The sequence below is a fragment of the Variovorax sp. 10L426 genome, from assembly GCF_056395305.1.
Genome location: NZ_JBFTJF010000020.1, coordinates 44,127 through 66,478, shown reverse-complemented (window position 1 = coordinate 66,478; position 22,352 = coordinate 44,127). Strand labels below are relative to the sequence as shown.

The 22,352-nt window shown below is 62.6% G+C and carries 21 protein-coding genes and 1 tRNA gene; 6 read left to right on the top strand and 16 right to left on the bottom strand.

Going from position 1 to position 22,352, the window contains the following annotated elements:
* Nucleotides 1-10: 10 nt before the first annotated feature.
* Nucleotides 11-1,306 carry an aromatic ring-hydroxylating oxygenase subunit alpha gene (locus tag AC1DHL_RS24820; protein WP_478163700.1) on the bottom strand — a complete coding sequence of 432 codons (1,296 nt, stop codon included), beginning with the start codon at nucleotides 1,304-1,306 and terminating at the stop codon, nucleotides 11-13.
* Between the two features lie 197 nt (nucleotides 1,307-1,503).
* Here AC1DHL_RS24820 and AC1DHL_RS24815 point away from each other — a divergent pair, with 197 nt between their 5' ends.
* Nucleotides 1,504-2,199: a Crp/Fnr family transcriptional regulator gene (locus AC1DHL_RS24815; protein WP_478098048.1), complete on the top strand. Its 696-nt coding sequence runs from the start codon at nucleotides 1,504-1,506 to the stop codon at nucleotides 2,197-2,199.
* A gap of 4 nt (nucleotides 2,200-2,203) precedes the next feature.
* Here the strand turns inward: AC1DHL_RS24815 and katG are convergent, their stop codons facing one another.
* The 4 genes from katG to AC1DHL_RS24795 form a co-directional block, all read right to left on the bottom strand.
* Nucleotides 2,204-4,456 (bottom strand): catalase/peroxidase HPI, encoded by a 2,253-nt coding sequence (gene katG / locus AC1DHL_RS24810; protein ID WP_478163699.1) that lies wholly within the window; start codon nucleotides 4,454-4,456, stop codon nucleotides 2,204-2,206.
* Between the two features lie 224 nt (nucleotides 4,457-4,680).
* Nucleotides 4,681-5,370: a hypothetical protein gene (locus tag AC1DHL_RS24805; protein ID WP_478163698.1), complete on the bottom strand. Its 690-nt coding sequence runs from the start codon at nucleotides 5,368-5,370 to the stop codon at nucleotides 4,681-4,683.
* 289 nt (nucleotides 5,371-5,659) lie between these two features.
* Nucleotides 5,660-6,352: a GIY-YIG nuclease family protein gene (locus tag AC1DHL_RS24800; protein WP_478163697.1), complete on the bottom strand. Its 693-nt coding sequence runs from the start codon at nucleotides 6,350-6,352 to the stop codon at nucleotides 5,660-5,662.
* 175 nt (nucleotides 6,353-6,527) lie between these two features.
* A complete protein-coding gene (locus AC1DHL_RS24795) occupies nucleotides 6,528-7,484 on the bottom strand; it encodes a hypothetical protein (RefSeq protein ID WP_478163696.1) in 957 nt (318 codons plus the stop codon).
* Between the two features lie 136 nt (nucleotides 7,485-7,620).
* Here AC1DHL_RS24795 and AC1DHL_RS24790 point away from each other — a divergent pair, with 136 nt between their 5' ends.
* Nucleotides 7,621-8,304: a hypothetical protein gene (locus AC1DHL_RS24790; protein ID WP_478163695.1), complete on the top strand. Its 684-nt coding sequence runs from the start codon at nucleotides 7,621-7,623 to the stop codon at nucleotides 8,302-8,304.
* 229 nt (nucleotides 8,305-8,533) lie between these two features.
* On the opposite strand, the gene AC1DHL_RS24785 is transcribed toward AC1DHL_RS24790, so the two are convergent.
* The 11 genes from AC1DHL_RS24785 to AC1DHL_RS24735 all read right to left on the bottom strand — a co-directional run bounded on the left by AC1DHL_RS24785 (nucleotide 8,534) and on the right by AC1DHL_RS24735 (nucleotide 18,122).
* A complete protein-coding gene (locus tag AC1DHL_RS24785; RefSeq protein ID WP_478163694.1) occupies nucleotides 8,534-10,492 on the bottom strand; it encodes a hypothetical protein in 1,959 nt (652 codons plus the stop codon).
* Between the two features lie 9 nt (nucleotides 10,493-10,501).
* Nucleotides 10,502-11,107 carry a hypothetical protein gene (locus tag AC1DHL_RS24780; protein WP_478163693.1) on the bottom strand — a complete coding sequence of 202 codons (606 nt, stop codon included), beginning with the start codon at nucleotides 11,105-11,107 and terminating at the stop codon, nucleotides 10,502-10,504.
* 105 nt (nucleotides 11,108-11,212) lie between these two features.
* The gene (locus AC1DHL_RS24775) at nucleotides 11,213-11,632 is read right to left on the bottom strand and encodes a hypothetical protein (RefSeq protein WP_478098035.1); all 420 of its coding nucleotides are present in this window, start codon (nucleotides 11,630-11,632) and stop codon (nucleotides 11,213-11,215) included.
* A gap of 227 nt (nucleotides 11,633-11,859) precedes the next feature.
* Complete coding sequence (locus AC1DHL_RS24770) at nucleotides 11,860-12,507, bottom strand: HNH endonuclease (protein WP_478098033.1); 648 nt, start codon at nucleotides 12,505-12,507, stop codon at nucleotides 11,860-11,862.
* Between the two features lie 264 nt (nucleotides 12,508-12,771).
* A tRNA-Ser gene (locus AC1DHL_RS24765) sits at nucleotides 12,772-12,859 on the bottom strand.
* 37 nt (nucleotides 12,860-12,896) lie between these two features.
* Entirely contained in the window at nucleotides 12,897-13,568 is a 672-nt protein-coding gene (locus tag AC1DHL_RS24760; protein ID WP_478163692.1) for a TetR/AcrR family transcriptional regulator, read from the bottom strand.
* 14 nt (nucleotides 13,569-13,582) lie between these two features.
* Nucleotides 13,583-14,758, bottom strand: coding sequence for a radical SAM family heme chaperone HemW (gene hemW, locus AC1DHL_RS24755; RefSeq protein WP_478163725.1), 1,176 nt, complete (start codon nucleotides 14,756-14,758; stop codon nucleotides 13,583-13,585).
* 77 nt (nucleotides 14,759-14,835) lie between these two features.
* The gene (locus AC1DHL_RS24750; protein ID WP_478163691.1) at nucleotides 14,836-15,435 is read right to left on the bottom strand and encodes a non-canonical purine NTP pyrophosphatase; all 600 of its coding nucleotides are present in this window, start codon (nucleotides 15,433-15,435) and stop codon (nucleotides 14,836-14,838) included.
* A 19-nt stretch (nucleotides 15,436-15,454) separates the two neighbouring features.
* A complete protein-coding gene (rph, locus tag AC1DHL_RS24745; protein ID WP_478163690.1) occupies nucleotides 15,455-16,183 on the bottom strand; it encodes a ribonuclease PH in 729 nt (242 codons plus the stop codon).
* 29 nt (nucleotides 16,184-16,212) lie between these two features.
* Complete coding sequence (locus AC1DHL_RS24740; RefSeq protein WP_478098027.1) at nucleotides 16,213-17,118, bottom strand: PP2C family protein-serine/threonine phosphatase; 906 nt, start codon at nucleotides 17,116-17,118, stop codon at nucleotides 16,213-16,215.
* Nucleotides 17,115-18,122 carry a serine/threonine protein kinase gene (locus AC1DHL_RS24735; RefSeq protein WP_478098025.1) on the bottom strand — a complete coding sequence of 336 codons (1,008 nt, stop codon included), beginning with the start codon at nucleotides 18,120-18,122 and terminating at the stop codon, nucleotides 17,115-17,117. Before AC1DHL_RS24735 ends, AC1DHL_RS24740 begins: the two co-directional genes overlap by 4 nt.
* A gap of 90 nt (nucleotides 18,123-18,212) precedes the next feature.
* On the opposite strand from AC1DHL_RS24735, the gene AC1DHL_RS24730 reads away from it, so the two are divergent.
* The 4 genes from AC1DHL_RS24730 to AC1DHL_RS24715 all read left to right on the top strand — a co-directional run bounded on the left by AC1DHL_RS24730 (nucleotide 18,213) and on the right by AC1DHL_RS24715 (nucleotide 22,346).
* Nucleotides 18,213-19,130: a YicC/YloC family endoribonuclease gene (locus AC1DHL_RS24730; protein WP_478098024.1), complete on the top strand. Its 918-nt coding sequence runs from the start codon at nucleotides 18,213-18,215 to the stop codon at nucleotides 19,128-19,130.
* A gap of 11 nt (nucleotides 19,131-19,141) precedes the next feature.
* On the top strand, nucleotides 19,142-19,762 hold the full coding sequence (gene gmk, locus AC1DHL_RS24725) for a guanylate kinase (RefSeq protein ID WP_478098023.1): 621 nt from the start codon (nucleotides 19,142-19,144) through the stop codon (nucleotides 19,760-19,762).
* 35 nt (nucleotides 19,763-19,797) lie between these two features.
* Nucleotides 19,798-20,001 (top strand): DNA-directed RNA polymerase subunit omega, encoded by a 204-nt coding sequence (gene rpoZ / locus AC1DHL_RS24720; protein WP_028249368.1) that lies wholly within the window; start codon nucleotides 19,798-19,800, stop codon nucleotides 19,999-20,001.
* Nucleotides 20,002-20,093: 92 nt separating this feature from the next.
* Nucleotides 20,094-22,346, top strand: coding sequence for a RelA/SpoT family protein (locus AC1DHL_RS24715; RefSeq protein ID WP_478098021.1), 2,253 nt, complete (start codon nucleotides 20,094-20,096; stop codon nucleotides 22,344-22,346).
* Nucleotides 22,347-22,352: the final 6 nt, after the last annotated feature.

Here is a 22,352-nt window from a genome sequence, read left to right as displayed (position 1 = left end):
TGCTCCTGACCTATGCAGCCTGCATGTAGGCAGACCAGGCGCGAAACTGGCTGCGCATGACAGCCTCGGAGGTGCCGTGATTGGAGTAGGTGACGCCACCCTCCTCCCGGTCATCGCCGAAGTAGCGATGGAAGCTGACCCAGTCGCCGCCGTTGGACTGCAGTCCCCATTGGCCTTTGGTCCAGTTCTCGAGATCGTCGGCATTGATCATCGTGGCCGGCGAGTTCACGAGGTTGTAGTACCAGAGGCTGCGACGGTAGATCGCCTCCGGCGCACCCTTCAGGCGGAAGTGCCAGATCTCCGACAGCGTCTTGTCCGCCGAGATCGGCCGCAGGCATCGCAACTGCTGCAGCGGCGATTGCACCGACAGGTACGGATAGACGAGCACATGATGGATGCTGCGCGAGAGGTACTCCTCAGTGCGCTGCTCGCCGTAGGCTTGCTTGAGCAGCGCCTCGTATTCGAGCGTATCGGGGTCCTGGGGACGCAGGCCCATGTAGGCCTTCAGGATGCCGTGGCCATGCGGGAAGTTGATCGTCTGCACTGAATTCCACTGATCGAAGCTCGACGCGAAGGTCGACAGGTAGTGGTAGTACAGCGGCGGGGAAACTCCCTCGGCCTTCAGGCGCTTCTCGACCCTTCCCGCGGCGATGCCGGTCGACTGGTGCGTGACCGAGGGGTGCAGCGCATCGAGTTGGTTCTCCATGAAGAACTTCCAGTTCGAGTGCTGGATCACGCGATGGCAGATCGGGACAACCTCGACCTCGCCCACGGGCGAGCGGTCGCACATGTCGTCGAAGGCGATGCGCGCCTCACCGAGGAAGTCGAGCAAGGAGGGCCCGTCCGCGGCCAGGCTGGCAAAGACGAAGCCGCGGTAGCTGTCGACGCGGGGCGCGCGCTTCACGCTGCAATCAGGGTTTTCGCGTGTCATGCGCGTGCCCTCGTAGCCCTGCGCGAGCGGAATCGCGCGCACCTTGCCGTCGAGATGGAAGCTCCATGCATGGTAGGAGCAGACAATGCTGCTGCCGGTGTTGCCCTTGAGGTTGCCCACCAACTGCACGCCGCGGTGCGGGCATCGGTTGTAGAGCACCTGCACGGAGCCGTCGGTCTGGCGGACCATGATCATCGGCTGGCGGCCGATCGTGACGGCGTAGTAGTCGCCCGGATTCGGCACCTGCGACACATGGCCGCAGTAGACCCAGGTGCGTTCCCAGATCTTTTCCATTTCGGCATCGAAGATCTGCGGGTCGGTGTAGACGGTCTTGTGGACCCGGTCGGGTTCGACCAGCGAATTCAGCTTCATCATCGGCTTCCCTTCATTCATCGGGCGAATGGGCGTCGCCCTGCGCCTGGCGCGCAGTTTGCTCCCCGCTGCGGCCGGCGAGGTCTCAGATTTACCCGCACCACCCCTTCGGCGGGCTCTCGGGGTAACTCAGTGGCCGCTAACCTCGCGTGCTCGGCCATCATCGCTGTGAAGTGGCGCAGACCCGAAAAGGAGCCCCCATGGCATCGCTTGCACTGTTCGACACCGCGGTCGCCGCGCTGACATCGGCGCTGTCGACACCGACGGGCATCGTCGCGCTTTGCTCGGCGGCCATCGCCGGGGCCCTGGTGATCGTCAGCTCCTTCGTCAAGACGATGATCCCGTTGCGTTGCCTCGCGGTGGGCGGCAACCTGGGCTTCCTGATCTACGGCGCGCTGCATCCGTCGCTGATCATGGTGTTGCTGCATGGCACGCTGCTTCCGATCAACATCTATCGGACGGCCGAAATGATCCGGCTCACACGCCGCGTACGCGCGGCGTCGGCATCGAGCGACCTGTCGGGTGTCTGGCTAAGACCCTACATGCGACGACAGAGCCTGAAGGCGGGCGACGTGCTGTTTCACAAGGGCGACGAAGCAACGCACCTGTACTTTCTGGCGCAAGGCCGCATCGACTTTGTCGAGATCGGCGAGACGATGGAAGCCGGCCGCCTGTTCGGCGAGATCGCGTTCTTCGCGCCGAACAAGCGGCGCACCCTGACCGCGCGCTGCGCCACGAACTGCATCGTGCTGCGGATCGACGAGACGACATTCAGGCAGCTCTACTACCAGAATCCGGCCTTCGGCTTCGAGGTCGTGACGATGGTTGCCGGCCGCCTGTTGGCCGATCGGCAGCGGCTGGAGGAACGGCTGGCGGCCGCTCCTCCAGCCGCGTGACGGTTCAGGCGAGATCGAACCGGTCGAGGTTCATCACCTTCGTCCACACGGCCACGAAGTCATCGACGAACTTCTTCTTCGCTCCCGAGGTCCCGTAGACCTCCGCGATGGCGCGCAGTTGCGCATTCGAGCCGAAGACCAGATCGACGCGCTTGGCGGTCCACTTCAGATCGCCCGACTTGCGGTCGCGGCCTTCGAACTCCTCACTGGCATCCGATACAGCCTTCCACTCGGTACGCATGTCGAGCAGGTTGACGAAGAAGTCGTTGCTCAGCGTGCCGGGCTTCTGCGTGAAGACGCCGTGCTTGGCCTGGCCCGCATTGGCGCCCAGCACCCGCAAGCCGCCGAGGAGCACCGTCATCTCCGGCGCGGTGAGCGTCAGCAACTGCGCCTTGTCGACCAGCAGCGCTTCAGCGGGCACGGCGAAACGACCCTTCAGGTAGTTGCGGAACGCATCCGCCACGGGCTCAAGCTGCGCAAACGACTCCACCTCGGTCTGCTCTTGCGAAGCGTCCGTGCGCCCTGGCGCGAAGGGCACGGTGACGTCCTGGCCGGCATCCTTCGCGGCCTTTTCCACACCGGCATTTCCGGCCAGCACGATCAGGTCGGCGAGCGAGATCTTCTTGCCGCCGCTCTGGGCGCCATTGAACTTCTCGCGGATACCCTCCAGCACCTGCAGCACCTTTGCCAATTGCGCAGGTTCATTGGCGGCCCAGTCCTTCTGGGGCGTCAGGCGGATCCGCGCGCCGTTCGCGCCGCCGCGCTTGTCGGAGCCTCGGAACGTGGAGGCCGAGGCCCAGGCCGTCGATACCAGTTGCCCGACGGTCAGACCGGACGCCAGCACGTCCTTCTTGAGGGCCGCAACGTCCTTCGCTTCAACCAGCGGGTGGTCGACCTTGGGGACCGGATCCTGCCAGATCAATTCTTCCTTCGGAACTTCAGGACCCAGGTAGCGGGCCAGCGGACCCATGTCACGGTGGGTGAGCTTGAACCAGGCCCGCGCGAAAGCGTCGGCGAACTGGTCAGGGTGCTCCATGAAGCGACGCGAGATCTTCTCGTAGGCGGGGTCGAAACGCAGCGACAGGTCGGTGGTCAGCATGGTCGGCACCAGCTTCTTCGACGGGTCGTGCGCATGAGGAATGGTCGCGCCGGCGCCCTTGGCGACCCACTGCTGCGCGCCGGCGGGGCTCTTGCTCAGTTCCCACTCGTAGCCGAACAGGTTCCAGAAGAAGTTGGTGCCCCACTTGGTAGGCGTGGTGGTCCAGGTCACTTCCAGGCCGCTGGTGATCGTGTCGCCACCCTTGCCGGTGCCGAAGCTGTTCTTCCAGCCCAGGCCCTGTTCCTCCAGGCCGGCCGCCTCGGGCTCGTGCGCGACATTGGTTGCGGGAGCAGCGCCGTGCGTCTTGCCGAACGTATGGCCGCCGGCGATCAATGCCACGGTTTCCTCGTCGTTCATGGCCATGCGGCCGAAGGTGTCTCGGATGTCCTTCGCCGCGGCGAGCGGATCGGGATTGCCGTCGGGGCCTTCGGGGTTGACGTAGATCAGGCCCATCTGGACCGCGGCCAGCGGGTTCTCGAGATCGCGCGAGTGCGGCACCATGCTGTCGTCGTCTTTCACGAGCACGGCATGATCCTCTTCGACCCCGGGCGAGCCCTTCGAGTAACGGATGTCGCCGCCCAGCCATGTCGTCTCGCGGCCCCAATACACATCATGGTCCGGCTCCCAGACATCCGCGCGACCACCCCCGAAGCCGAAGGTCTTGAAGCCCATGGTCTCCAAAGCCACGTTGCCCGTGAGGATCATCAGGTCGGCCCACGAGATGTTCTGGCCGTACTTCTGCTTGATCGGCCAGAGGAGCCGGCGAGCCTTGTCCAGGCTGACGTTGTCCGGCCAACTGTTGAGCGGCGCGAAGCGCTGCTGCCCGCGGCCGGCGCCCCCGCGGCCGTCACCGATGCGATAGGTGCCGGCGGCGTGCCAAGCCATCCGAATGAACAGCGGACCGTAGTGCCCGAAATCGGCCGGCCACCAGTCCTGGGAGTCGGTCATCAGCGCGGCCAGGTCCTTCTTCACCGCCGCGTAATCCAGGCTCTTGAACGCCTTCGCGTAGTCGAAGTCATTGCCCAAGGGGTCGGACTTCGATGAATGCTGATGAAGCAGGTCCAGGCGCAGTTGGGTGGGCCACCAATCGCGGGTGGTCGTGCCTCCGCCGGCAACTGCGTGGAATGGGCACTTCGCCTCTGTCTTTTCGCTACTCATATAGGGCTCCTATGTTCGTATCGCGGGTGGGAAAGCGGAAAGGAGATTCTGTGGCAGAACCTGCGCCGGCGCGAGCCCAAAAGGCTATCGCCGCGATAGCTCGTCATCCTCCCTGGACGTCAGGAGACTTGGGCAGCGGAAGATTTGCGCGAACTGACGAATGTGCTTCTAACGCAGGCGCTCACCGATGGCAACCGCATCAATGTTGGTTGGATCGGATGGGCTCAATCCGGGGCCAGATCGAGGATGTGGTTGGGCGCCGCCACCACGCACGCAGGCGTGACGACTGCGACCGTAACGGCAGAGCCGTCCGCGCGCTTCAATGTTCGCGTTCCGGTCTGCTGACCGACAACACCGATTTCGCCCCGCTCCGTCAACTCACCTTCGCGAAAAAGTCTGGCGTTCTTGTCGATCGCCACCACCGCCTGGTGGTCGCGCAGGCGAACGAGGAGAATTTCGCCCTGGATCTGCTGGACCATTGCATCGAAGTAGCCAACGCCCTGAGGTGCGCGATAGGCAATTCGACTGATTTCATTTGCCTGAAGCTGGTACCGGTCCAGCCCCCGACCGACCATCCACTGCGCACAATTCTTGGGGGTGATGGTTCCTGCCTTCAGTCCGGCAAGCAGTGCTTGACGACGGGTCTCGTAGTCGTCCGCCTCCTTGCGCGCCTGCGCGCCTTTCGCCCGTTCTGACTCCGCTCGCCGACGCTCCTGCGCCGCATCTGCTTGTTCCTTGTTCCTCTCGTCCTCGTCAAGGGTGGCTGTGCACTTTGCTACCAGCTCGCTCCAGCCACTCCCTTGCACTTTTGCCGGTCGAAACGGGTTCGCGGCCAGTCCGCACCATGAGTCTGAGCCCATGGTGGTGCCGGAATTGCGTTTGCGCTCTCTTGCCTCCTTCACCACCGCTTCCAAGTTTGGCGCCGAATCCACGCCACCTGCTGCACCAGGGTCTGCTGTCCGTTGTGCGCCGCCGGCCCCAGGTTGCTGCAGTCCTTGGAGTGCCCCGAAGAACTGATTGAGCCCCTTCTGAACATTGTCTGACTGCGCTACAGCGGCTTGCACACACAGCGCGATGGCAGCACCTATACACGCGCGGCGCCAAGTAACTCTGGGTCGTTGCACGGCTCTGTCCTCGTAGTTAGGTCTTGAGTTTACAACTGGTAACTCATTACCTCGGCCACGCGCTTTGCGGATAGGTGCATCATTCCGGCCGACCGGGTGCCAAGCGGGAAACGGACTGGATCTCGTTGTGGATCTTCAAGACGGCCTCGACATACGGAAGGCACCGGTCCGAGAAGAATTCCCGTGATCGATTGATGCGGAATGGATCCAGAAGGTGATGAAGCGCCTTCTCAAGTTCTGCATAGTTGGGCGTCTCAAGCTGGAGTACCACTCGAAATGGCATTGCCGCGCTTGTCGTGAACAACTGCTTGATGCGCTGCTCCACGGTCCCGGCAGTGATGCCGATCTTCAAGATCTCGGCACCTTCTCTCGTGTAGGTATGGGTCGCCAGAACGTAAAGCGTGCCGACTCCAGCCTCCAGCTTGGCGATGGTCTCCGCACTCATCTGCGGCACCTCGGGTTCCTCGCTCATTGGAGCAATTGGCTGTTGCGTTGACGGCAGCGCTTCGTCGGATACGTCTGTTAGAAACAGTCGCATCGGCCGGACCGTTTTGTCGGCCTCGACACCCTCGATCTTGGGGTAGGTGAAGTAGATGTCCGCCTTCAAGGCGTGATCCAAGCTTGTGACAGTTTTCTTGGCCAGAGACTCCCGGTGGCGCTCCGTGTTGAACAGGTGCGGCACCTCGCGCTTCATGATTTGCACCATTTCCGCTGGGGATAGTCCTTCCGGATGCTGCCGGAGTACGTGACGAATGGCTGCAGTCAAGTTCATTGCGGAAACTCTATTCCAAAACATCCGGGAGGCGCAGGGAAAGAATATGTCTGGTTCCGGACCGGAAGCCACCATTCCTAACCAATCGGCTATTGGCCCGCGTGACTTCCTCTGTACGCATCTCGGAAACCTCGTGAAACTCGTCGGATCGAATTCGATTTTCACTGATGGGGAATTAGATGGGTAAGGCAAAGGTGCTGGGGCCGTTCATCGACGTTTCAATCTCGACCAGCGTACCGAAGGAGCCGTTCAATTCTTTCTTGAATCCTTCGAAGATCTGGCGCTCCCTTCGAAGCGCACTGGTCAAATACATCAAGATATCCCCTCCCCCTATATCGTTGTATTTTTCCGGCGGCAGCGATCCCTTGACGACGGCGCTCACCAGCTTCACGCCGAGGCCGACTACGGGAAGCTGGTCGGCCACGATGACGCCGAACTCTCCGCCATACTCCAGAACCAAGTCAACAAGACGCTTACCGATCTGGTCGTTCAACGCCTCGCCGAGTTCGTCTTGCAGCTCATCGGCGACCGCATCCTGAACCGCCTGTACGAGTTCGTCGTTCAGCTCATCAACGACCGCATCCCGAATTCGCTTCAAGCTACTGTCGAGATTCTCTCGCCGGAACGCTTTCAGCGTCGCTGCCCGCAACACGATCACGCCCGTGGCCCCGTCGAGCATGTCGACCGTCTTTGCACCGGCCGCTTGGAGTGCGTCATCTGCTTTGCACTTCGCCTCCGCCGCGCGCTGCTGCCGCGCCAGCAGGTCCGCTTGCTGCTGAACCACCCACTGCAGAGGATCGGCACCGACGCTCGGCCCGGCCCCGCCCGGTTCCAAAAATTGCGAAAGCACCAAGAGGTGAGCCGCACTTCCCACCTGATCGAATTTCGCAAACAGCGAGTTCAGCCGCTCCGCGAAACTCACACGGAGTTCGGAGAACGCGCCAATCTCGCTTGTCGCTTCGCGCGTCAGGTCCTGCAGAATCTCCGATTGCATCGCCTCGCGTTGCGCCAGCCGATCGAGAAAGCCTTTGATGATTGCTCGCTCCATTGGGGCGAATAGCTTTTCGTACCGCTCCTCAGCCACGAGGTATCGCGCCTTTGCGGCATTCATGGCCTTGTCATCGAGCGGCATCGCATGATCTCCATCTGGAAAATCGGCAAGGAGCCGATCCTATTCGAGGAAGCACCCACGATGTCTGCGTTTTTGCACCTGCGCACCCAGGTACAGCACCATGCTGCATCCTCCCGACTGCGCCAGAAGAGGCCTCATGAAGCCGACGATCATGTTATGGCGGACGGGTCCGCCGCCACGATTCGGTCATCGGCAAGGAAGCTTGGCGGGCAGGCCGTATCTCCCAATCCTTTTCCCCACCCGAGCGGTCACCTACTCTCGCATAGGCTTCCTGGATCACGGCGGTGAGTGCCTTCTCGGCGGTGCGCCGGGGCTCCAGGAACTCGGGGACTTTGGGCTACGGCTCTTCAAATGCCGCGTCAATTGGCTTGACTGGACGGCGTTAGCTCGACAGTGTAGGGTCCATCCTATCGAAATCGAGGAGCCCTTCGTGCCAACCACTCAGCAAATGAGCATCACTCCGCCGAACGACGTGGCGGACGTTGCGAGGGGCAAGATGCAACGCGTTCTTTGTTCAATCATCGGCACGTTTGCCATCTGGACACTGGCCGCCTGCCAGCATCCGACGCCAGGTCCGTCGATCGGCGTCGGCAATCCCTATCCAGTCAGCAGCTACGTTTGCGATGGGACACGCTTGGCTGTGCGCTTGATGGGAGACAGCGCCTCGGTCTCCGTTGACGGAGCGGCCGCCATCGATCTTCCCGCGCTCGGAAAGTCGGGGACCACGTTCTCCAACGGACGCCAAACGATGATCATCGAGCAGGGCCGCACGTCGTGGGCCATGGGGCGCGCGACGCCGGTTGCTTGCACCGGCGGCTAGCGGCGGATGGGTAAACGGATGGGGCGAAATATCGAACTGGCCGAGCGTCGATGAAAGACATCAACCGCTGGCGGAGAGTGTGACCACTGGGCGGATACCGGCAGAATGCCTCACACAGACTCACCGGCAACCAGCCCCCGATGGTAGTGAGCCGAGCGATCTCTTCAACTCATGTCAGATCGTCTCGCAGAAACGCATAGATTCGGATGGGTATCTGGATGGGGCGGGATCACGACGATGCGCCGTCTGTGCGCGGTTGCTGGTCGACGAAGCTGGCACGTCTACGACGCGGAACCTCGGGCGTCCCGGAGACACGTCCTGACGGATTCTCCAGGATATCTGAGATCGGCTGCCGCTTTCCTCCTGATTTGGCCAATGCCTCCGCCATCTCAGGGAAAAGCACCGACAGGAATCGGTCATACACGGGGTCGCGAAGGTAGGTCGCTTCGCCTGCGCGGATGCTGCCGCGTACCTCGGTCGCCCACGCCTCGAACCAAGACTGCTGAGTGGGTTCAAGCGGCGGGCGGTAGACACGAACCGCGATGAAAAACAGCGTGTTCAACGAACGCTGGGCGCCGCGGCTCTGTCGGATGGCATTGAGCACTCCCATCACGTTCTGCACCCGGTACCCAACCGGTCGGGCGAGCCGGCAGGTCAGAATGCGCGAAAGAATCCCGTGAAAGCCGAGGAGGTTGTCGTCAGCCGCCTCCGGGTAGCCGTGCAGCGCGAGCTTGTCAGAGGCATCGGCGACAAGCTCCCGCGCTGCTTGCTCCGTGACGATTGCGGTCGCTGACTGCCGGCCCTCTGCGTCGGCCTCAGCGCCCGCGTCCAGCATTGAGACGACGGCCTCCAAGTACTCCCTCGCAATGTCAGCGATCGGAGTGGCCAGTACACGCCGCTGACGCTCAGCCAACCAGCGTGCTTGTTCATCAAGGGCCGACTTCTCTCGCGCTACGGCAGCCTGAAGCTCGTGGCGCTTCTCCTCCCGTTCCGGATGGAAGAGCCAGCGCTTCAAGGGCAGTTCCTCGACCACGAGCCGAGCCAGTTCGTCGCGGGTCACCCGGCCACCTGCCAAGCTCAGGTCGATTTCGAGGGTAGCTACACCGTGCTCGCAGATGCCTCGGAGACGTTCTTCGTCGATCTGGTTGGTCACGGTAACCTCGACGAGCAGCGGCCAAATGACCCGCCCGCCAATAGCCGGCCACGACTTGCAGGTAATGTCCGGAACGATGCGCCCGAAACGCTGCTCAAGCTCAACGTGATCCAACGCCAACTCTTCGGCTTCGCAAGACCACCGCTTCCGAAGTGCCCGGCCATCATGCGTCAGCGCTTCAACCACGACGTCAAGACCCGGGACGCATAGCCGACGTTGCTCAGCCAAGATTCGCTTCACCTCGTGGTGCAGTACTGTCTCGCGGCGCAGCGCCGGGTCCATCTCTTCCGGTAGGTCGAGTCCTTCCGGGATGTCATCGAAGTAGAAATGCGCTTTCTCCTTCGCTTCAGCCTCGGCACGGGCCTGCAGTTCTACGTCATTCCAATGGCCGCGCCAGCACAGGTCATCCGGCAACAGTCGCATCCGCCTCCGAATCTCGCCAGGCTCCATTGAGGCCAGTGATGGATCGTCCACTCCGAGGTAGATCGTCGGAACCGGAAGACCATCCGCCCCGAACGGGCCATCGATCTCTCCCGGCGTCCCGGTGAGCTCGACACGTAGCTGGCGTCCATCGTCGAACGTGACGACAGCAAAGGCGCGATCGCGGTAGTCCACCTGAAGAATGTGCAGCTTTTCGGCTGGCATCTCGACCCACGCTTCGTAAAGTTCGCCGGTCAGGCCGATCGCGGTCGCGGATCGGCGACGACGAGGCAATTCGAGCCAGCCGTCCTCCTGGAGTTGCCGTAGAACCGCAACGCGAGCGGCCAGCACCATGCACTCGCTGCGCTCGGCGCCCTCCGGATGACGGAAGTGCGGGCGCTTCCGGAACTCGGCCTTGGCCGCGTTCACCGCCGTGAGCGCCAGGCCGCAGCTCGGGCACACGCAGCCACACTTCGCGCCTGTGTGCTGGGCATCAAGTTCGAGGATGAATCGCGGCTCACCGGTTTCGGCGTCGTTCGCCCACGCCATTACCAGCTCGGCGAGCACCCTCTGGGCGCCGGCGTCCTTGACAACGAGTTTCCCGGGTCCGCTCATGGGCCGACCTCACGAGCGCAATGCGGCAGTGAGTTCCTCCCACCCATCGGGGTAGAAACTCCTGCAGATCAGGGCGGAAGCGGGAGTACGGCTCTTGAAGACGCGCGTGCCAACCAGCGGCGCTAAGGAGGGTACGGCCTTGAACCAAGGGGCCCATGCGCGCGCCATGATGAACAACGCGCCGCGATCAACCAGATGCTCGACGAAGCGCGCGATCGGCTCGCGGCTCGGGAAATTACTCAGCGCCGCATCCAACTTCCCATTGCCGGGCCACTTCTTGCTCGCCCAGGGGCACAGTTCCACCTTCAGCATCTTGCGGCTGATGTCGTGAAGCGTGACGCCTTCCTGCTGCAAGTGCAGGAAGACAGTATTGACGTAGTAGGCACGCGTCGCCGGGTGAACGTGCGAGCCGGCAACCGAGAGGGGCCAGTCGGGGTGCGGTTGGTAGTGCGTCTCGCGTGTGGCGTCGTCGCCGTAGCTCGGGTTGGCCTGCAGGTAGACCACCGGAGCCGATGGGTCGCCATCCATGCACAAGGCGCCGAGATCCGGGCGCAGTCGCCAGCCCTGGGCCTCCTTGATCTTCGCGGCCTTCTTGCCCGACTCGGGATTTGACATACGGCGAGCGACCTCAGCATCAACCTGTTGGTTGTAAGGCCCGATATATGGCAGATCCATGGCCTCCAGCGCATTCGGGGACAACGCTTTCATGTTTGGCATCTGTCAATGACCGCCCTTATGGGCGAAAAATCCTTCGATTAGCCCATCGTCCTCAACCCGAGTGACATTCAGCCAATAGAGCTGATCCATGATGTCTACGGACTCGACTTGGCTGTTCTCGTGGCCGCTGCGGCGCTTACCGTTGAGCGTGATTACCTCACCAGGAATCCCCTTTGCCATGCATTCACGGGCATGTTGGATGTAGAGCCGGCCCGGCACCTCATTGATCCAGGGATCGCCCCCTGCACAAAAGAAGTCGCTCCGTCGAAGGACCTTGTTGAAGCGAATTTCCGATTCTCCGGGGCCCCATACGTCGTTCCATACGGTAAAGATATAGCGGTCAGTGCCCTCAAATCGGTGGCTCCAGCGACTGCGGTAGTCAACGGTTACGCCCTTGGCTCGCCATGCTTCGAAGAATTTCATGATCCCAATTTCTGCCGCCGTCCCGGCGATTCACTGTTTCGCGCCCGGCACGCGGCATTTCTAGCAAGAAGATCATCGTGCCTGATCCGCATCGCCACCAGCATAGACGGAGATACCGTTGGTCTTCACCACAAGCGTTTTGCCGCGTCACCCCTATACGCATCAAGCACTTGCGTCGCTCAACACCCTCAAAATCGTCGAAATCGGGGTTGAGTGAGAAAGATGGGCTAATGCATCGGCGAACCACCGACCCGGGTGAATCGCTCGAGCCCATCCCACTTTGACCGCACAGGCTCGCGCAAGCGCGGATCGGACAGGCCGACCTCCTCGAGCGTGTAGGCCACGCGAGCATAGTTGCAGGCAGCGCAGGCGACGACCATGTTCGAGGGGTCGTTCGTTCCTCCATGGGCATGAGGAACGACATGGTCGTATTGCGCCCACAGCACTTGGAAAGCCGCGTGCTGCAGAGCGTTCTGTCGTCCCCATGGCAGTGCCGTCGGGTAGACCACGGCGATCTTCACTCGCACTTCCTTCCGAATGACCGGGATTCCGCAGAAACGACAGTGATAGCCGTCTCGATCATGCAGCGCCTGCTTCTCCGCCGCAGACGGCATCCGCTGAGCGATCTTCTCGATGGACGCCTTGCTCGGAAGCGGGAGCGCCACTGGCCTGACTCGAACGTATGGGCTATTCGCCCCCCACATGGATTCAATGAAATCACGAAGGATCGGCGTGTTCGTCGAGCGAATCAAGTGCTCGGCACTCGCACGATCGCCGCGTAGATGCGCGCTCACCGCCTCGTCGAGCGTTTGAGCGGCCTCAGCGATTTCTGGGATGGGGTCGCGGAGGCAAAAGCGTGTCGTGCTATCGATCATGGTCGGATGGTCTCTTGTTCGACGGAAAAGGTCGCCAGGGCCGCGTGCATCAAGCTTTGCGCGGCTTCAAGGCGGCGACGAAGATTACCCGAGCGAACTAGAAAACTGGACGGTTGTGACGAAAGTCCGGACTTGGCCCGACTGCTGCAATTGACCAATGTCACACACCCTCAGCAAGTATCACCCAGTCGCACTGCCGGCGGATGGGTACGAGATGGGTAGAAATATCCAACTGCCCGAGCGTCGATGAGAGACATCGCCAACTGGCGGAGAGTGTGAGATTCGAACTCACGGACGGTTGCCCGTCGGCAGTTTTCAAGACTGCTGGTTTAAACCACTCACCCAACTCTCCTGGGATGCCTTCGGATGGAAGAAGGCAGTCGGCGATTTTAGCGGTTGTGTTCCTGCGATCCGGCTGCCGGCGCCCAACCTCGCATGACCAGATCAAGAATACCTTCCGCCCAGGCGCGGCGCTCCTCGGGCCCGGCCAGGGGCTTCGAGATGAAAAAACGCACGCCGCCAAAGGCCAGGGTCGACAACTGCACCGCCGCCAGTTCGGGCGCCGGCACATGCAGCGTTCCGGCCCGGTGCGCTTCGGCGAGGTAATCGACCACGGGCGCGAGCACGTAGCTGTTTTCCGCATAAAGCGATTTCGCCAGCTCCGGGAAGCGCACTGCCTCGGCGATCACAAGGCGCAGCAGTGCCAGGGTCTTCGGCTCCGTGGCGCTCAGGTACATGCGCTCGATCAGGTCGAGCAGGACTTGTCTCTCATCGGCATCGCGCCGCACCAGCGTCGCCTGCATGGTTTCGCGCGCGCTGCTCACGGCGCGGTGGACCACCTCCCGGAACAAGGCTTCCTTGTTGTCGAACTGGCGGTAGATCGTGATCTTCGCGACGCCCGCCTCGCGGGCGATGGCCTCGATGCTGGTGGCCGCGTAGCCCTTTTCCAGGAAGGATTCGAGCGCGGCCGCAAGGAAGGACTCGCGCAGCGCGACCGCCTGCTCTGGGCTGGGTCGTCCACGCGACCGGCGTTTGACTTCTGGGGATTCGAGGTTGTCCATGGCAGTGTCCCTCCTCACGAGTCTGGCAGGAAGATCGCCTGAAGATCGCTCAGGAAGTCGAAGCCGCGCGTCGTCGGCCACACGCGCGCAAGGTCGCGTTCGATCAATCCCTTGCGTTCGGCTTCTTCCAGCCCGCGCTGGATGGCGGTGACGGCCAAGCCCGTCCGTTCCCCGAACTGCGCGAGCGTAAAGCCGTCTTTCAAACGCAAGGCATTGAGCATGAATTCAAAAGGCAAAGCACCAATGCCCACCTCCTCATTCTGCGCAACGGCATGGGCAGCGAGTGCGTTGTCCATATAGAGGCGAGGCTCCCGGAACCGCACTTGCCGCACGACACGATGCGCGAAACTGAGCTTGCTATGAGCACCGGCGCCGATACCCAGATAGTCGCCGAACTGCCAATAGTTCAGATTGTGCGCGCACTGGTGGCCCTTGCGCGCGTACGCCGAGATTTCATAGCGTTCGAGGCCGACCGCCGCCGTGCGCTCGCCGATGCGGTCCAGCATGGCGTAGGCCGCGTCGTCCTCCGGGATCACCGGGGGAAACTTGGCGAAATAGGTGTTCGGCTCGATGGTCAGGTGATAGACCGACAGGTGCGGTGGCGCGAGCGACAGCGCCTGGTCGAGGTCTGCATCGAGATCCTCCGGCGTCTGGCCCGGCAGCGCGTACATCAGGTCGAGGTTGAAGGTGTCAAAAGTCGCGGCGGCTTCTTCCACCGCGGCAATGGCCTGTGCGCGATCGTGCACGCGGCCGAGCGCCTTCAAATGCTCGTCGTTGAAGGACTGCACGCCGACCGATAGCCGCGTGACACCGGCAGCACGGTAGGCGCGGAAGCGATCGCGCTCGAACGTGCCTGGGTTGGCCTCCAGCGTGATCTCGCAATCCGGCGCCAGCTTGAGCCGGGCGCGCATATCCCCGATCAGCCGGTCGATGGATGCCGGGGAGAACAGGCTCGGCGTGCCGCCGCCGATGAAAATCGTGTGAATCATGCGTCCCCAGATCAGGGGCAACGCCGCCTCGAGGTCGGCGACCAGGGCGTCGAGGTAGCGTTGTTCGGGCAGTTCGCCACCCCCATTTCGCCATTCGTGGGAATTGAAGTCGCAGTACGGGCACTTGCGCAGGCACCACGGAAGATGAACATACAGCGACAGTGGGGGCAAGGCCGACAGCTGCAGCGGACCCGGTCGCATCAGGTGCAGCACGTCGTTGGCGCCGGCCGCACCGCCGGGACTGTCGTCAGCGTCTTTCGCGATCGGGATGATGGCGTTCACGACCAGCGCTCGCGCATCAGGGCCAGCATCGCGCGCGCCGCCTGGCCGCGATGGCTGTTTGCGTTCTTCACTTCGGGCGGCAGCTGCGCAAAGGTCTTGCCGAACTGCGGCAGGAACATCACGGGGTCGAAGCCGAATCCGTTGTCGCCGATGGGCTCGCAGGCGATCACGCCGGCAACACGCCCCACGGCGATCAGCGGCTCCGGGTCGTCCGCGCTGCGCAGGGCGACCAAGGTGCTGACCAGCGCGGCGCGGCGATCGGCCTTGGAGGCCAGCTGTTCGAGCAACGCACGCACGTTGTTCGCATCGCCCTTCTCGTAGCCGAACTGCGTTGCATAGAAAGCCGTGTCGACACCAGGAAGCCCGCCGAAAGCTTGCACGCACAAGCCCGCATCGTCGGCGATCGCGGGCAGCCCCGTCTGCGCGGACGCATGGCGCGCCTTGGCGAGCGCGTTCTCGACAAAGGTGCGAAACGGCTCCTCGGCCTCACCGACGCCAAGTTCCGACTGCCGCACCAGGGTGACGTCGAGTGGCGCGAAAAGAGCCTGCAGCTCCGCGAGCTTGCCGGCGTTGTTGGAGGCGAGAACAAGTTTCATCGTCGATGCGCAGGGTGGGTCAGCTCGACAGCGCCTTGGTTTGCAGCGCGGTCAGTTCGATGATGCCTTTTTCGGCCAGGGCCAAAAGGGCGTTCATTTCGTCGCGCGAAAACGCGGCGCCTTCGGCCGTGCCCTGGACTTCGACAAAGTGCCCCGCGCCGGTCATCACGACGTTCATGTCGGTGTCGCAGGCCGAATCCTCGATGTATTCGAGGTCGAGCAGCGGCGTGCCCTGCACGATGCCCACCGAGATGGCCGCGACGTGGCCGCGAATCGGCGAGGCCGGGATCTTGCCTTCGGCCAGCAGCTTGTTGACCGCGTCCTGCGCCGCGACGAAGGCACCGGTGATTGCCGCCGTCCGTGTGCCGCCGTCGGCCTGCAGCACGTCGCAGTCCAGATGGATGGTGCGTTCGCCGAGCGCAGCCAGGTCGAACACGGCGCGCATCGAGCGGCCGATGAGGCGCTGGATTTCCTGCGTCCGTCCGCTCTGCTTGCCGCGAGCGGCTTCACGGTCGCTGCGGGTATGGGTTGCACGCGGGAGCATGCCGTATTCGGCGGTGACCCAGCCCTCGCCGCTGCCGCGCTTGTGCGGGGGCACTTTTTCCTCGACCGAGGCCGTGCAAAGGACGCGCGTCTGGCCGAACTCGATCAGGACCGAACCTTCGGCATGGATGGTGAAGCCCCGGGTAATGCGCACAGGGCGCAACTGGTCGGCGGCACGGCCGCCGCTACGTACGAAAACAGTCATGGTGGAAGGAGGAAAAAAGAAAAAAAGACTCAGCCCTTGCGCGCGGCAGAGCGGCGTATGGCTTCGTTGATTTCAGCGATCGATCGCTCGATGGCGTCCTCGTCGAGGTCATCGAGCTCGCTGTCGGAGGGCATGCCGGCCTGGATGGTCGACGCGAACACGCCGTCGCTGATGCTGTCCGTGGAAACACCGCGCTTCTGCCCTGGCGCGTCGGGGGTTTCCCATTCGAGCGCAATCAGGGTCACGTTGTCGCTGTGGCTGCCGCCATTGCGCAGCGCCATCTCCGCAAGGTCGGGGGCGGCGTCGGACACCGGCTTGCCGGAGGACAGGATGTGAACGATCACGCCGTCGTCCAGGACTCCCCAGAGGCCGTCGGAACACAGCATGATGCGATCGCCGCGTTGCAGTTGTAGCGGCGCGGAAATGTCGAACAGGGGCGGAGTCGGTGAGCCGAGACAGGTGAGCAACAGATTGCGGTTGACTGGCTCCGGCCCGGCGTTGGCGCGCGGACGCTCGGCGTGCGAGTGATCGCGGGTGCGGATGAGCAGTTCGCCATCCCGGACGACGTACAGACGCGAATCGCCGCAATGAATCCAGGTGGCCGTCGTCCCCTGGATCACTGCCGCCACCACGGTGGTACGCGGCGTATCGAGCATTCCCTTGTTGCCCGCGTACCGCATGATCTGCTGGTGCGCCGCCATCACGGACGAGGTCAGGAAGGCCTTCACGTCCTTCACGATGGGCCGCGCTTCGCGCTGGTACAGCGCGGCGATCGTCTGCAAGGCCAACTGCGCCGCGATTTCGCCTTCGGGATGCCCGCCCATGCCGTCGGCCAGCACGAACAACCCCGATTCGCGGGTGTAGCAGTAGCCCATGCGGTCTTCGTTCTTGAGACGACCGCCCTTGCGGCTGACTTGAAAAACAGAAAATTTCATGCCGGGCGTGTCGTCGGCGCTGCCGCCTTCGGCAGCCCCTTCTTTTCAAATGAACGCATGTTGTCGATCGAAAGTCTTACTTTCTCGCCAACCGTGAGCTTGGTATAGCGGCGTTCGCCTTCGCGGCTCAGCTCCTTCTGCAAGGCGAACACCGACTGCGGACGCGAAAGCGGGTCGAGCGACATGCACCATTCGACCACTTCGATCAGGTTGTCGGAGTAGATGCCGCGCAGCCGGGACAGAGAGAGACCAAGGCGATCCTTCTCGATGCGCTGGGGGGCATCGTTCGGGGGATACCCCTGCATGCAGGCGTAGATGCACGCACCGATGGCGTAGATGTCGGTCCACGGCCCCATGGACGAGTCGCGACGGTACATCTCGGGCGCCGCGAAGCCGGGGGTGTACATCGGCCGGATGAAGTTGCCTTCCTTCGACAGCACTTCGCGCGCGGCCCCGAAATCGATCATGACCGCCCGATCGTCGTCCGTCACGAAGATGTTGGCGGGCTTGATATCCAGGTGCAGCATCTTGTGCTGATGAACGATGCGCAAGCCTCGCAGGATCTCGTCGAATAACGAACGAATCGTGGATTCGCGGAATACCTTCTGCTTCTTGAGGTCGCGCGCGGTGACGACGAAGTCCTGCAGGGTCGCCCCTTCCAGGTAATTCATGACCATATAGACCGTTTCGTTCTCGCGGAAGAAATTGAGAACGCTCACAACGGAGGCATGCGAGATCTGCGCGAGCGAACGCCCTTCCTCGAAGAAGCTCTTCAGCCCCAATCGGTAAAGGGAGAGCTTTTCGGGCGAGACCTGCGGCGACAATTCGCCGGTGCCCCGCGTCGCGAGGGACGAAGGAAGATATTCCTTGATGGCAACCTGCTGGCCGCTGTGGTCGACGGCCAGGTAAACAACACCAAAGCCACCGGCTGAAAGCCGGCGCACGACGCGATAGCCGCCAATGACCGTATCAGGCAGCAAGGGCGAAGGTTTGACCTTTGACATAATCCGGGAGTTTCGCCCGAAGGCGATGGTGCGGCAAGCGAACGCCGTGCCGACGTCACGGTGCAAACAACAGATTCACAGCGAGGCGCGATGCCAGTTTACAGCATGACCGGCTACGCCAGCGGGCAGAACAGCCCCGCAGGCAGCCACCCCGAAGCCGAGGCGCGCCCCCACGCCGGAGCTCGTCTTGGGGTCGAAATCCGTTCGGTCAACAGCCGATTTCTGGACCTGACTTTCAAGTTGCCCGAGGAACTGCGCCAGCACGAACCGGCGCTGCGCGAATTGATCACCGGGCAACTCAAGCGCGGCAAGGTCGAAGTGCGCGCCGCCATCGAATCCACGGCCGCCGCCGGCATCGGTGAGCCTTCGTCCAAGCTGCTTCAGCGTCTCAACGGCGTGCAGGACCAGATCAAGTCATGGCTGCCGAGCGCCCGGGATCTCAGCGTTGCCGACGTCCTGCGGCTCGCCGCCGGCGACACTGCGAGCAAGGGAGACTGGGGGCCTGAACTTGCCGAACTGAGCGAAAAGACGCTGAAGGCCCTGCTTTCTTCTCGGGAACGCGAAGGCGCGCGCCTCGCCCGCATGTTGCAGGACCATCTCGCGCAACTGCGCGCGCTCGCGACCCAGGCGCTGCCATTGGTGCCGATGCTTGTCGAGCAGCAACGTACGCGATTCCTTGAGCGCTGGCAGGAGGCCATGGGCTTGAGCGGCGGCGCCATACTCCCGGAAGCGGCCCAGGATCGCGCGCTGACCGAAGCCACCGCCTACGCAATCCGCATCGATGTGGCGGAAGAACTGACCCGGTTGAACTCCCATCTCGACGAGATCGAGCGCCTCGTGAAAAAGGGCGGCGAAATCGGCAAGCGACTCGATTTCCTGATCCAGGAGTTGCACCGTGAGGCCAATACGCTGGGTTCAAAATCCGCGACGCTCGAGCTCACGCGCATCGGCGTGGACATGAAGGTCCTGATCGAGCAAATGCGCGAACAGGTCCAGAACATCGAATAGAGAACCAGCGAATGGACTACCCCGGCAACATCTTCGTGGTCGCGGCGCCCAGCGGCGCCGGCAAATCGAGTCTGGTCAAAGCCTTGATGGAACTCGATTCGGCCGTTCAACCTTCGGTCTCGCACACGACGCGCCCTCCCCGCGGCCAGGAAAAGCACGGCCGGGAGTACTTCTTCGCCTCCCATTCGGAGTTTGACGCGATGGTGGCGGCCGAGGCCTTCGTCGAATGGGCGCATGTCCACGGTCAGCGCTACGGCACGTCCAAGAGGGCGATCGAGGAACGCATCGCACAGGGCGCGGACGTCATTCTCGAGATCGATTTCCAGGGTGCGCTGCAGATCCGGAAGACGTTTTCGAATGCGGTGATGATCTTCATTCTTCCCCCAAGTTGGGAGGAATTGCGTTCCCGCCTGGAGCGTCGCGGCGAGGACAGCGCTTCCGTCATCGAATTGCGACTGCGGAATGCCGCCGAAGAGATGGCACGGGCCAACGAGTTCGATTTCGTTATAATCAACGAGGTATTTGAGCGCGCACTTTTCGACCTGAAAGCGATTGTCCACGCTCAGCGGCTTCGCTACTCTGCACAGCGCCGCGCACGTGCGAGCACCTTTGCCGCGCTGAACATTCCCTGATCCGCCAACCGTCCGCCCACCGCCGAAAGATCCTCATGGCCCGCATCACTGTCGAAGATTGCCTGCAACACATCCCCAATCGATTCCAACTCGTGCTGGCCGCAACCTACCGCGCGCGCATGCTGAGCCAGGGACATGCCCCGAAAATCGAAAGCAAGAACAAGCCCGGTGTGACTGCACTGCGCGAGATCGCCGAAGGCAAGATCGGCTTGGAGATGCTCAAGAAGGTCCCTGGTTGAGTTGATGCAGACATGCAACAAGGAAGCACCGCATGCGGTGCTTTTTTTATGGCTGAATGCGTCTGTTCGGCTGCCACGCTAAAGTGGTAGCTATGAGTGCGGTCGTCAAGCCCCAGTCCGAGGCTCCTCGAAACCCCCAGCCGAGTCCGGCGGCGCTGAATGCGGCCGCCGCGAGTTTCGCCGCCCTGACCGATCGGCTCGACTATCTGGGTGCGGAAGACATCGACCAGGTTCGCCGCGCCTATCGCTTTGCCGACGAGGCGCACCTGGGACAGCTACGCAACAGTGGCGAACCCTACATCACCCACCCTATCGCCGTCGCCGCCCAGTGCGCAGAATGGAAGCTCGATGCGCAGGCACTGATGGCCGCTCTGCTGCACGATGCCATCGAAGACTGCGGCGTGACCAAATCCGAGCTGATCGAGCGGTTCGGCGCCCCGGTGGCAGAACTGGTCGACGGCCTCACGAAGCTGGACAAGCTTCGCTTCAACACCCGCGAAGAGAACCAGGCGGAGTCCTTCCGCAAGATGCTCCTCGCCATGGCGCGCGATGTGCGGGTCATCCTGGTCAAGCTGGCGGACCGGACGCATAACATGCGCACGCTGGACGATGCGCCGCGCGAAAAATGGGCGCGCATCTCCCGCGAAACGCTTGAAATCTACGCACCGATCGCGCACCGACTGGGCCTCAATCAAACGTACAGGGAACTGCAGGACCTGTCATTCCGACACCTGCGCCCATGGCGTTACGCCATCCTCGCGAAAGCAGTTGCCAAGGCACGAGGGCGCCGCCGGGACCTGATTCAGAAGGTCCAACAGGAAGTGGAAACGGCCTTTGCCAACGCCGGGATGAGTGTACGAATCGCCGGCCGCGAGAAAACGCTCTATTCGATCTACCGGAAGATGGACGAAAAGCACCTGAGCTTTGCCCAGGTCACCGACATCTACGGTTTCCGGTTGATCGTCCCCACCGTGATCTCCTGCTACACCGGACTCGGCATCCTCCACCAGATGTACAAGCCGCTGCCCGGTAAGTTCAAGGACCACATCGCGATTGCCAAGCTCAACGGCTATCAGTCCCTGCACACCACGCTGGTGGGCCCTGCCGGCGTCAACGTTGAATTCCAGCTTCGGACCGAGGCCATGCACGTGGTTGCCGAATCGGGTGTTGCGGCGCATTGGCTCTACAAGGCTGCGGAGCCGACTGCGGCAACCAGCGAGCGCCTGGGCGCCAAATGGCTCCAGTCGCTGCTCGACATCCAGGACGAAACGCGCGACGCGGCCGAATTCTGGGATCACGTCAAGGTCGACCTCTTTCCCGATGCGGTGTATGTGTTTACGCCGAAGAGTCAGATCATGGCGCTGCCGCGCGGAGCGACTGTGGTCGACTTCGCCTACGCGATTCACAGCAACATCGGCGACCATACCTCGGCGGCGCGCATCAACGGCGATCAGGTTCCGTTGCGCACCGAACTCAAGAACGGCGATGTCGTCGAGATCATCACGGCGCCGGTGTCGACCCCGAATCCCGCCTGGCTCGGATTCGTGCGGACCGGCCGGGCCCGCTCGAAGATCCGTCACTACCTCAAGACCCTCGCACATGCCGAGTCTGAAGGTCTGGGCGAAAAGCTGCTGGCGCAGGCCTTGCGCGCCGAAGGTCTGGGCAACTTGCCGGAAGACGACGCGGAGCATCAACAACTCTGGGAAAAACTCCTGCGCTTCACCGGCAATCGCACGCGCTCTGAACTGCTGACCGACATCGGATTGGGCAAGCGCATCGCCAGTATCGTGGCGAAACGGCTCATGGCGCTGATGGCCGAGCGCGGGGAAAAACCCGATGCGCTGATGCTCAGCCGCGAGCGCTTCGCGGCGCACGACGCCGTCTCGCAAGGCGCAGTGACGCTGGACGGCAGCGAGAATTCATCCGTGCGCTTTGCGCTGTGCTGCCGTCCTATCCCGGGCGACCCGATCGTCGGCTACCTCGGACATGGCGAAGGACTGGTCGTTCACACCGAGGAATGCGGCGTCGGCCAGCGACTTCGTTACAAGGACAGCGAAAGATTCTTCGCGGTCGAATGGGCCGATGACCCGGTTCGGACTTTCGAGACGGGGGTGGTCATCACCGTGCGAAACGACAAAGGCGTTCTGGCACGCGTCGCGGCGACGCTGGCGGACGCCGAGGCTGACATTACGCATGTGGAAATGGCTGACGAGACGCCGCAGGATTCGACGGATCTGCGGTTCGTGATCGCAGTGCGTGATCGCACGCATCTCGACGCCGTGTTGCGCGCGGTGCGGCGGACATCTTCCGTCCTCGCTGCCGCGCGGACCGTGCCGGTCCCCTGAATCCCC